This is a genomic window from Kineosporia succinea (genome assembly GCF_030811555.1).
Classification (GTDB): Bacteria; Actinomycetota; Actinomycetes; order Actinomycetales; family Kineosporiaceae; genus Kineosporia; species Kineosporia succinea.
The window spans coordinates 4,029,929-4,041,335 of record NZ_JAUSQZ010000001.1; the positions used below are offsets into that span (position 1 = coordinate 4,029,929).

The following is an 11,407-nucleotide window of genomic DNA, read 5'->3' on the forward strand; positions in this document are numbered from 1 at the left end:
CGTCACACCACTCACACGGATGAGGTGGCCGGAGCGCTCACCGGATATTCATCCGAATCGAGATCCGATCGGTGAACCGACCGGACGTCCGCCACGTGCAACCCGGTATGCCCGACACCAGCACCGGCGAGCTCTGCAGGCTCGTCATCACCGGACCGACCAGCCAGGTCGATCTGTCGGTGCCCGTCCACGTGCCGCTCGCGGACCTGCTGCCCGCCCTGCTGCACGCGCTCGGCCCGGACCTCGCGGACCGTGGCCTCGAGCACAGCGGCTGGGTTCTGCAGCGCCTCGGTGAGACCCCCCTGGACGAGGACCAGACCGTTGACGAACTCGGCCTCGCCGACGGCCAGCACCTGCACCTGCGCCCCCGCTCCGAACAGATCCCGCCGCTCGACTTCGACGACCTGATCGACGGCATCGCCACCGGCCTGAGCACCCGCTCCGGGCTGTGGCGACCGGCCTGGACCCGCACCGCGGCCCTCGTCACCTCGGTCGCGACCATGCTCGTCGGCGCCGCCACCCTCTGGTTCGAGGGCGGATCCCTCGCCCGCGCCGCCTTCGGAGTCGTCGCCGCCGTCGCGTTCCTCAGCGGTGCCTGGGTCGCCGAGCACCGGGTCAAGGACCGCGCGGTCGCCGTCGTCCTGGCCGGCGGTGCCGTGCTCTTCGGGGTGGACGGCGCGATCGGGCTGTCCGGCTTCCTCGAGCTCGCCGACCGGACCGGGCCCGCCGTCACCATGTTCGTCGCCGCCACCATGCTCGTCGTGACCGGCATGGCCGCGAACCTGATCATCCGCCCCCGCCGCATCACCCCCTGGGTCACCCTCCTCCTGGTGACCACCGTTCTCACCCTGGTCACCGGCGTCCTCGTCCTCCTGACCAACCTCAAGTACGTCCAGATCGCCACGCTCGGGCTGCTGCTCGCCGCGGCCGTCCGGCCCTACGTGCCCAACCTCGGCTTCCGGCTCTGCCGCCTGCGTCTGCCGGAACTCCCCGTCGTGCCCGAGGACCTGCAGAAGGACATCGACCCCGAACCCGGGGCCGAGGTCGTCGACGGCGCCGCCACCGCCGACCAGCTGATGACCGCCCTCTACGTCGGCATCGGCCTTCCGTCGGCCGTGGCCCTGGTGCTCCTGGCCGCCGAACCCGGCTGGCTCGGCCCGTGCGCCGCCGCCGTCGCCTCGATCCCGCCGCTGCTCGCCCTGCGCGTCATGACCAGCGCCTGGCACCGCCTGGCCCTCGCCGTCCCCTCGGTGATCGGCATCGGCGCGATCGCGATCTGCGCCGCCGCCGACGCGAACACCCTCGGCCGCCTGCTCCTCGTCACCGCCCTGGCCGCCGGCGCCGCCACCCTGGCGACCCTCGCCCACACGCTCCAGCTGCGCCGGCTCACCCCGGTCTGGGGCCGGGCCGGCGACATCCTGCACGTGCTCGCGCTCGCGGCGCTGGTACCGCTGGCGATCGGCGTCCTCGGCTACTACGCCCTGATCCGTTCGATGGTGGGCTGACATGCAGTCACGCCGGGACCAGGTCGAGGCCCAGTCGTACATGACCCAGCGGCTGGCGGGCGCGCTGGTGAGCGCCGAGCCGGACAGCGTGGAGAACCCCACCCGCCGTGACCTGCGCGGCTTCGCGGCCAGTGTCATGGTCGGCCTGCTGGCCTGCGGGGGAGTGGCGTTGTACGCGCTGCTCTCGTCCAGCGGCTCGACCGCCTGGCAGGCGGCGAACACCCTGATCGTCAACAAGACCGACGGCAGCCGCTACCTGATGATCGACGGTCTGCTGCGCCCGGTGGAGAACCTGGCCTCGGCGCGTCTGGCGGTCGGCGGGGCGGTGACCACGGCGTCGGTGAAGAGCAGCACCCTGCAGGACGTTCCGCGCGGGGAACCGATCGGCATCCAGGGCGCGCCCGACAGCCTGCCCACCACGACCGGCCTCGCGACCGGCATCTGGCGGGTCTGCGCGACCACCCCGAGCGCGAACTACGCCACGGCCCCCACCGTCGGGGTGGTCACGGACATCGGGTCGGAGCCGTCCACCGACCGTTTCACCGACGACGAGGGCCTGCTCGTCACCGCCCCGGGACGCAGTACGACCCTTCTCTGGCAGGGGCAGGCCCTGCCGCTGGGCGAGCCCTGGGTGGCGGACGTACTCGGCTGGGGCAACGTGACCCCGCTGCGGGTGCCCACGGCCTGGCTCGACCTGATCCCGGCCGGTCCCACACTGGGGCCGTCCCCGGTGCCCGGCGCCGGCGGGCCCGGACCCGAGATCGACGGTCAGCGGGCCCGGATCGGTGACTTCTTCGCCACCGGGACCACCGTCGACAGCACCTACTACGTGCTGCAGCGCAACGGCCTGTCGGCGCTGAACCGCACCCAGTACCTGCTCGGCAGCGGCGACTCGGGCCGTCCGACCCGCACCATCAGCGCGGCCGGGCTGGCCGCGGCGCAGAAGACGTCGCCCGCGAACAGCAGTGGCCTGCCGAGTGTTCCGCCGGCGGTGAACCGCGAGTCCAGCGGCAGCGCGCCGTGCGTCGAGCAGTCCGCGGCCGGCACCGACCAGGTCGACCTGGTCCGGGCCCCGCTGCCGGCCGGGGCGCACGTCGGCAACGGCTCGACGCAGGAGAACGTCAGCGAGCCCACGCAGGCCGTACGGGTCGTGCCGGGAGCCGGCCGCCTGGTCGGCCTCTCGCTCGCCGAGGACGGCTCGAACCCCTCGTACCTCCTGGTCAACGACTCCGGCACGGCGTACCCGCTGGCCGACGAGGACGTGATCAAGGCGCTGGGGTACGACGCGACCCAGGCGGTCGGTGTGCCCCGGTCGTTCATCGGCCTGTTGCGCCCGGGAACCCTGCTGAGCACGGCGGGCCTGCGGTGACGGGCATCTTTTCAGACCACCGCCAGGAGGTTCCTGGCGGGAAGGAGCCGGTGACGCCGAAAGTCGGTGTGCCGGTGCGCGACACCCCATCAGGAGAGGAAAACCGTCATGGCGACTGGTGCCAACGGCCAGAGGACATACGACCCGGTCACCACCCAGAACATGCTCGCGGCGTTCGACACCGCGCAGGCCGAGTGCAAGACGATCCAGAGCGGCGTCGACTCGGCGCAGGCGCTGCTGGCGTCCTCGTACTCCGGTGACGCGGCCACGCGTTACCAGAACAGCATGAGCGAGTGGCGTTCCGGCTTCACCCGCGTGCAGAACGCCCTCAACATGATCAACGAGTCGATGGGCCAGTACCGCGTCGTCACCACGACGACCGAGACGAACAACCAGAGCTACGGCTCCGGCTGGGCGCAGGGCGTCTGATCCGCTTCCGCGGATCCGCACAAGCAACTACAGAATCCCTGGAGACGAGATGACCAACGGTTACAGCTACAACCCGCAGGGTGGTCTGGACACCGGCGCCGACCTCATCGCGCTGACCAAGAAGCTCGAGAGCTCGCTGGCCGACCTCACCCGCGCGGCCGAGGCCTTCAAGATCGCCAACGAGGGTGAGGCCCCCGCCAACTACGCGGTGGCGCAGAACGAGTGGAACCAGGGCCAGACCGCCATGAACATGGCGATGGGCAAGGGTATTCAGGCGCTCGACGCGATCCACAACGAGATCCTGATGGGCGACAAGAAGGGCGCCGCCGGCTTCGGCGGCTGACCAGACGTCAGCGTGCGGACGTCGGTGACCGGTGTCCTCCGGTCGCCGGCGGCCACCTGAAAAGGGAAGGGAGGCAGAAGACATGGCAGAGCCCATCGTCATCAACGAGGCCTACCTGAAGGCCCGGAAGACGGACTTCGCGAACTTCTACGACCAGGCGGTCTCCCGGCTCGGCTACCACAGCTGGACCACGGGTCAGACGTTCAACCTGAGCCAGAAGCTCGTGATGCCGAGCGGTGGCGGTAAGTTCACCCCCGGTACGAACCTGTACAACGCCGCCGAGGCGGTGCGCGAGAACTTCGCCGGCCGGATGGGTCAGTTCAAGATCCAGTCGGAGAACCTCTACGAAGGTCTGGACGACCTCCTGGAGAACCAGGAAGAGATCCAGAACCTGAACAACATCACGGCGGACGAGTTCGGGTACTACGTCGAGGAAGTTGCGAGCGGACCGGCGACGACCAGTGGCGGTCAGACCACCTGACCTGTCACGACAGTGACGACGGTGCCGGCCGCACCGGCCACCGGGCCGGTGCGGCCGGGCGGTCAGCCAGAGATCAGGAGTGGTGAGAGGGATGGACATTGGCGTCACCATTGAGATGGTGGTGGCCCGGGTGCTGGGATTCGGTCTCGGCGTGGGGGCTGGCGACAAGGACCCGGCTGACGAGTTCAGGCCTGCCACGATTGCCTCCGGCACCAAGGAGTGGCTCTACGTCAGCCACAAGGAAGACAAGCTGACCGCAGGCTGGAAGCCGGGGACCAGCGACGGGAAGCTGACGTTCTGGCGTAAGCACCCGGGTACGCACGTCGAGTGGATCGAGATCCAGCTCACCGGTACGGCGGACAACAACACCACGATCCGCAAGGAAGACACCGGCAGCTTCAGCGGCAGCGACCTGCCCAAGATTCGGGACGCCTGGCAGACTTTCGCCCGGGAGGTTCCCAAACTGGTGGGGAGTCAGTCGGGTTCGGTGCTCGACCCGGCCTCGATCCTCAACACCCGTGCCGCGTTCGATGCGATGGGGCTGTACTACCACAATCGCTGGACCGACATGGACAACATGATCAAGGACGTCAAGAAGGACGACAGTGCCTTCAAGGGGTCGGCCAGCCAGGCCTACGTCCGGTCCGTCGAGATCGGCAAGGTCAAGGTGGCCGAGGCCAAGGCCGCCAGCGACAGCTTCACCAAGACCTTCGGGGCCGCGGGGGACGCGGCCGCCCAGTTCGCCAAGGATCTGGACGAGGAGTTCCGGAAGGTCTGGAGCCATCCGACGCTGGGCAGCGCCCTGCTCAACCCCCACAACTTCGTGGTCAAGGCCCTGAACGGGGCCACCGTCACGAGCAACTACCAGCAGGCGAACGGCGGCCGGCAGTCCAACGGGTACACGTCCACCCAGACGAGCAATCCGAACGCCTCGCTGACCGACCTGAACTCCGGCGACAACCTCGCGACCAACGGTGGTACCGGCGACAACGGTGGTGGCCTCATCACCAACAGTGTCAAGAACTGGTACACCATCTCGATCACCATTCCCGGCATCGAGAACCCCGGCCCGCACGACGTCTTCAACAAGGCGAGCTGGCAGGTCATCGACCAGGGCCTGCGCAAACGGTGGGCCGAGATGCTCGCCGCGTCGTTCCCCAAGACGATCGCGTCCGCCGCCGCCATGAACACGGCCTTCGAGGCCGCGGTGCCGCAGCTGAAGGTGCCGGAGGTCAAGAAGAACCCGAAGCCGCCCTACAACGCGGACGTCAACAGCGGTGGTCTCAACACCGGTGGCATCAACTGGCCGAACTTCGACCTGGGCGGCGGCGGCGGTGGTGGGGGCGGCGGTAACAACAACCTCAACATCCCGTCGTTCAACTGGGGTGACGGCCCCAACCTGAACTTCGGCCCGACGCCCGACCTCACCGGTGGCGGTGGTGGCGGCGGCCTGAACCTCGACGACGGCCTCGGAAACCCCAACTCCAGCCCCAACCTGAACCTCGACACGACAGACAGCCCGTTCTTCTCGAGCGGCGGCGGGGGTGGGCTCGGCCCGGACGACGAGACCCTCACGGGTCTGAACCGGATGTCCTCGCTGGCGCCGGAACTCGACCTCAACGACAACGGGATCCTGGACTCCGAGGAGAGCGCCACCGGTGGCTCGAACTTCGGCGGCGGGCTCGACTCCGACGGGAACGGGATCCCCGACGCCGAGGTGGGTGGCGGTGTCGGCGGGGGTGTCGGCGGCGGTGTCGGCGGGGACATCGGCGGCGGTATCGGTGGAGGGATCGGCGACGGTCTGGGGCTGGGCGGTGCGGCCGGAACGCCCACCTCCCTGGGCCAGCTCGGGCGCAAGCAGCTCGCTGCCCTGCGCGACGCGGGTGCGCTCGACGACCAGCCGATCACCGACGAGATGCGGGACGCGCTGGAGGAGGCCGGTCTTCCGGCCGGCGGCGCCACGAACCTCGGTGAGCTCAGCGACGCTCAGCTCGACGCCCTGTCCGACGCCGGGCTGCTCGACGACATCGACCTGAGCGCGGCCGACCAGGAGATCCTCTCGAAGGCCGGTCTGCTCACCCCGGAGAACCTGGGCGACCTCTCCGCCAGCCAGCTCGACGCGCTGCAGGAGTCCGGGGCCCTCGACGACGTGCCGCTCACCGGCGCGATGATCGACGCCCTGGCCGAGGCCGGGATGCCGGCCGACGGTGCGAGCACGCTGGGCGACCTGAGCCTCGACCAGCTCGACGCCCTGCAGGACAACGGGCTCCTCGACGACCTGGGTCTGACCGACGAAGACAAGCAGATCCTCCAGGACTCCGGGCTGCTGAGCTCCGGCGACGGCCTCGACCTCGGCTCGTCGCTCACCGAGACACCCTCCGACCTGGGCGATCTCAGCGGTGGGCAGCTCTCGCAACTGCAGAGCTCGGGACTGCTCGACGACATCCCGCTCACCGGCGAGCAGATCGCCGAGCTCCAGGCCGATGGTCTGCTCGGGTCCGACACCACCGGCATCGACTCGCTGGGTGACCTGTCGACCGCGCAGCTGCAGGACCTGCAGCGGGCCGGTCTGCTCGACGACGTCGACCTGACCCCCACCCAGCTGGCCGAGCTCGGGGTCGGCGGTTCCGGTCTCGACGCGGACACCGGCGGGCTGGGAGCGGGGCTCGGTTCGGGGCTCGGTTCGGGGCTGGGGGCGGGTCTCGGTTCGGGACTGTCCTCCTCCGACCCGGGCACCGACGGTCTGGGCGGGGGCCTCGGATCGGGGCTGAGCCCCGACTCGTTCGGCTCCGACACCCCGCTGAGCTCGTTCCCGACGGCGATCGACACGATGGACGTCGGTGGCGGCGGCGCGAGTGGTGGTCTCGGGGCCGACACCGGCACCCCGCTGAAGAACGTCTCCGCGGCGATGTCGTCGAACATGCCGGGCAACACCGGCCTTTCCACGGGCGGCATCAAGCCGGACGGTGAGCTGGCCGGGGCCAGCAACATCGGCAACCTGACCACGTCGATGGAGGACGCCCAGGCGGCCGACGCGGCGGCGAAGCTGAACGGCACCAGTGGCCAGGGCATGATGCCGATGATGCCCGGTATGGGTAATCCTGGTGGCGGCGCGCAGGGCAAGGAGCGGGAACGCAAGACCTGGCTCACCGAGGACGAAGACGTCTGGGGCACGGATCCGTTCGACGCCGCCCCCGCAGTGATCGGCCGTTCCGACGCCGACGACGACTTCGACGTCACGGAAGAGCCGATGATGCCGGGCTTCCCGAGCGCACCGCGCCCGGCGCCGAAGCCCGACCACCAGCGCAGGCCCGGCCGGGCCTGAGCCGGCCGGCGTCAAACTTTTTCAGGAGCGATGAGGAGAGATGGCACCGTACGAACCGGGGACCTCGATCGAACAGGTGGTGTTCAACGTGCTCATGCACGCTCTGGGCGCGCCCGGCGGGGTGGGATCGATCGATCCGGCGGTGACCCCGGGGGAGGTGGGCAAGCCGGGGGCACCACCCTGGCTGGTTCTGGTGGCCCAGGGCGACAAGCCCTCGGCGGGCTGGACGGCCGAGCGGACGGACGGGAAGCTCACCTTCTGGCGGCGGCTGGACTCCACGAAGAACGAGTACGTGGAGATCCAGCTGGCCGGCAGCCCGAACATCAACACGTACGACGCAAATACGCCCGGCGTGGGCAACCTGGTGCTGACCCGGGACGCCTGGCAGCAGTTCTACCAGGCCGTGCCCGGCTACATGGGTGACGGAAAGGTGCTGGACCCCAGCAGTCTTCACCGCACCCGCCTCTGGTATGCGGCGGTGGCCGAGTACTACGGCCAGAAGCTCGACGAGATGCTGTCCATGCTCGACAATCTCGACCAGGACTCGACGTCGTTCCGGGGCTCGGCCAGCGAGACCTTCGTGTCGCGGATCCACACCGCGATGGGCAAGGTCGAGGGCGCCCGGGAGAAGGCCCAGGCCTGGGACTCGGCGTTCGACGGCGCCTATCAGGCGGCCCGCAACTTCCAGGAGCAGGTGCTGCGGGAGCTGGCCAATCTCGGTGCCCGCTACGAGGGGGCACTGCTCAACCCGATCAACTTCGTGATCAAGCTGCTCAACAGTGCCCGTCTGGAGTCGACCCTGGCGGCCCTGGCCGGACAGGACCTGAACGCCGACCACAACGTCACGTCCGACGGTGTCCTGGGGGCCGGGGGTGGTGAGGAGAAGACCGTCGCCTCGCACACGATCCTCATGACCATCCCGGAACTGGGGGCGGCGGCCGGGCCGTACGACGTGTTCCAGGCCGGCAGCTGGACGGCGCTCGACTCCGCGATCCGGGCCAAGTGGGCCACCGAGGTGTCGTCGCTCTTCCCCGACTCGCTGGCCGCCGCCACCCGCCTGGTGACCGAGTTCGAGCGGGCGACGGCCGCTCTCGAGGGGCGCCCGATCCCCGGCGACGGCACCGAGACCTCCCAGAACAACACCCCGAACGCCGACAACAATCCCAACTCTCCGGGGGCGGGTGGTGACAACCAGTTCGGGGACGGCGAGAACGGTGACCCCGATCCGGCCACGGGCGGAAGCCAGGTCGGCAACACGTTCACCAACCTGCCGCCGGACACCCCGACCGGCAACGGCCCGGGCGGGCTCGGCCTGGGGCAGGACACCCGCTTCTTCGGCGGCGGTGGCGACGCGAACACGTTCGGTACCCAGGACGTCGTCAACGGGGCCGGCGAGTTCGGCGGTGGGGGAGACGCTTCGGCCTTCCGCACCGACCCGAACGCGTTCGGTTCCGGCAGTGCGGGCGGTTTCGGTGACGGTGGCTTCGGGGCCGACGGCGGCGCGGCCGGCGGAGCCGGAGCGGGGCAGCTCAATCCGGGTTTCGTCATGGGCGCCGGTACGCTCGTCGGCTCGGGCGGCGGCGACGGTGGCTTCGGCGGCTCGAGCTTCGGATCCGCCGGGCTGGGCCTGTCGCTGGGCACGATGAGCCAGGGCCAGCTGTCGCGGGTCAAGACCTCGGGGCAGCTGGAGCAGTTCCTCGTCACCGACGAGATGCGGGACGTCCTGAGGGACGCCGGGATGGCGGCCGACGGGGCGGTCACTCTCGACGAGCTCACCCTGGAACAGCTCACCGAGCTCCAGGAGCAGGGACTGCTCGACGACCTGGTGGTGAGCAGCGAGCAGAACAACGACGACAACTGGATCCTGGGGCCGGCGGGACTGGGCGGCCTGACCGCGACGCAGCTCATCCAGCGCCGCGACGACGGTGGTCTCGACGGGATCCCGCTCACCGACGACATGCGAGACGCCCTGGCCTCGGCCGGGCTGGACGCGCCAGACGCCTCGACGCTCGGCGACCTGAGCGACGACCAGCTCCGGGAGCTGCAGGGTGACGGGCTGCTCGACGGGGTCGGAGCCGACTCCGGGCCGGGCCGCTCCGACGACGACGGGGCGATGCTGTTCTCCTCGTCCTCGCTGGACTCCGGGTCGAGCCTGCGCATGCTCAGTGGCCCCCAGGACCTGGGGGATCTCACCGGCGGTCAGCTCGGCGACCTGCAGGACGCCGGGCTGCTCGACGACGTCCCGGTCACGTCCGAGCAGCTCAGCACGCTCCAGGAGGACGGGCTCCTGGGGAGCGACGGCTCCGCGCTGGAGTCGCTCGGTGACCTGACCCCCGGTCAGCTGGAAGACCTGCAGCGGGCGGGGCTTCTCGACGACGTCGATCTGAGCCCGGGGCAGCTGTCCGAGCTCGGTCTGAGTAACGACCCGGTCGCTCAGGGTCGAACCGGGGGCAGCTCTTCGGGTGGTTTCGGTCTCGACCTGCCCTCCAGTCAGTTCCCCACGGCCCTCGACGGACTCGGGGTGGGCCAGGGCGGCGGTGATTTCGGTATGCCGTCGGGCAGTGACGCTCCGTTGGGCAACATCTCGAAGTCCCTGGCCACCGACCTGGGCAGCGGAACCGGTTTCTCGGTCAAGGCATTCGAACCGGGTGGCAAACTGGCGGGTGTGGAGAACATCGGCACGCTCAGTGTGCCGTCGTCGGTGGCCGGAGCGAGTGCGGGTGCCGCTGTCGGCTCTATCGGCGGCGCCGGTGCACCGGGCATGATGCCGATGATGCCCGGCGCGGGAGGCGTGCCCGGGTCGTTCACCGCCTCGTCCCGAAGCCGTGACCAGGGGCGCAACCGGAACGTCAACATGCAGGGAGTGGACGACGTGTGGGGTTCCGATCCCGATGTCGGCCCGGCCGTGGTCGGTCGCTTCTACAACGACCTGCAGGCGCCGCTGGAGGTTCCGGACCTGGAGAACCCGGAGACCGACACCGATTTCATGAACACCCCGGGCCGGGCGCGACGGTCGGCCCGGACCGATGACCAGCGATGAGTGGTGGAAGAGGAGGTAACGATGAAGTCTGAGGACGAGCTCGGCGAGTTCCGGCGGGCGCAGGACGAACTCGACCAGGTGCGGCAGCTGGCCGACGACATCCGGATGCGCGGAAACTCCGCCGTGCACAAGGCGACGCCCAAGAACAAGATGTTCACGGTCACGGTGGGTGGCCGGGGCGAGGTGCAGGACATCACGTTCCGAGCCAGCGCCTACCGTTCCCTGGCCCCCGCCGAACTGGGAAAGCTGCTGGTCGAGACGATTGAAGAGGCCCGGTCCCAGGCGATCGCGGCGGGCATGGCGAGTATCGCCGAGCTCACGCCGAATGCCGCGCTGCCCCTGGACCTGATGAATCCGGCGTCTACGATGGACGATCTGATGGACAGTCTGCTCGACGCGGCCGGGCGGTCCATGCCCAACGTGGCGCCCGACGACATTCCGAGACGCAGGGAGCTCCCATGAGCGGTGAGATCAGCCACAACCCCGACAGCCTCGGGGCCGGCATCCAGGGGATGGACCTGGCCGTCAGCGGGCTCGGGGTGATCCGCGACCGGATGGACCGGATGTTCAACCAGATCGGCTCGATCATCGACGGCAACGCCGACGACGAGCTCTCGCAGGGTGTCGAGAAGACCTGGAAGATGGTCGGCGAGATCAGCCAGAGCACCACCGGCGGCCTCGGCGAGACCCTGCTGAAGTTCACCGACGGGGTCACCACCGCCGGCGCCCTGCGCGACATCGCCGGTGAGAACGCGGCCACCGTGGGTAACTGGGGTGCGGGCACGTCGGGCGGCAAGCACTGATCGACCGGCCGGTCAGATCGCGGACGCCGTGATCCGACCGGCCGTTTTCGTGCCCGGGGGAGGGCCCGGGGCGTCAGCATTCTGAGTACCACGACCGGAAAGAGGTGGCTTG

The 11,407-nt window shown here is 69.7% G+C and carries 9 protein-coding genes; all 9 read left to right on the forward strand.

Translation table 11 applies throughout. The features are described from left to right. Positions 1–107 precede the first annotated feature (107 nt). The 9 genes from eccD (at position 108) to J2S57_RS17660 (ending at position 11,295) form a co-directional block, all read left to right on the forward strand. A complete protein-coding gene (gene eccD / locus J2S57_RS17620; RefSeq protein ID WP_307244244.1) occupies positions 108–1,505 on the forward strand; it encodes a type VII secretion integral membrane protein EccD in 1,398 nt (465 codons plus the stop codon). 1 nt (position 1,506) lies between these two features. Further along, positions 1,507–2,874 (forward strand): type VII secretion protein EccB, encoded by a 1,368-nt coding sequence (gene eccB, locus J2S57_RS17625; RefSeq protein WP_307244246.1) that lies wholly within the window; start codon positions 1,507–1,509, stop codon positions 2,872–2,874. A gap of 108 nt (positions 2,875–2,982) precedes the next feature. Further along, positions 2,983–3,303, forward strand: a complete 321-nt coding sequence (locus J2S57_RS17630) for a WXG100 family type VII secretion target (protein WP_307244248.1) — start codon at positions 2,983–2,985, stop codon at positions 3,301–3,303. 49 nt (positions 3,304–3,352) lie between these two features. Then, the gene (locus J2S57_RS17635) at positions 3,353–3,646 is read left to right on the forward strand and encodes a WXG100 family type VII secretion target (RefSeq protein ID WP_307244250.1); all 294 of its coding nucleotides are present in this window, start codon (positions 3,353–3,355) and stop codon (positions 3,644–3,646) included. An 82-nt stretch (positions 3,647–3,728) separates the two neighbouring features. Beyond that, on the forward strand, positions 3,729–4,127 hold the full coding sequence (locus J2S57_RS17640; protein ID WP_307244252.1) for a hypothetical protein: 399 nt from the start codon (positions 3,729–3,731) through the stop codon (positions 4,125–4,127). Positions 4,128–4,218: 91 nt separating this feature from the next. Continuing rightward, entirely contained in the window at positions 4,219–7,452 is a 3,234-nt protein-coding gene (locus J2S57_RS17645; protein WP_307244255.1) for a hypothetical protein, read from the forward strand. A gap of 40 nt (positions 7,453–7,492) precedes the next feature. Further along, a complete protein-coding gene (locus J2S57_RS17650; protein ID WP_307244258.1) occupies positions 7,493–10,492 on the forward strand; it encodes a hypothetical protein in 3,000 nt (999 codons plus the stop codon). A gap of 21 nt (positions 10,493–10,513) precedes the next feature. After that, a complete protein-coding gene (locus J2S57_RS17655) occupies positions 10,514–10,954 on the forward strand; it encodes a YbaB/EbfC family nucleoid-associated protein (protein ID WP_307244261.1) in 441 nt (146 codons plus the stop codon). Continuing rightward, positions 10,951–11,295, forward strand: a complete 345-nt coding sequence (locus J2S57_RS17660; protein ID WP_307244263.1) for a hypothetical protein — start codon at positions 10,951–10,953, stop codon at positions 11,293–11,295. Before J2S57_RS17655 ends, J2S57_RS17660 begins: the two co-directional genes overlap by 4 nt. Positions 11,296–11,407: the final 112 nt, after the last annotated feature.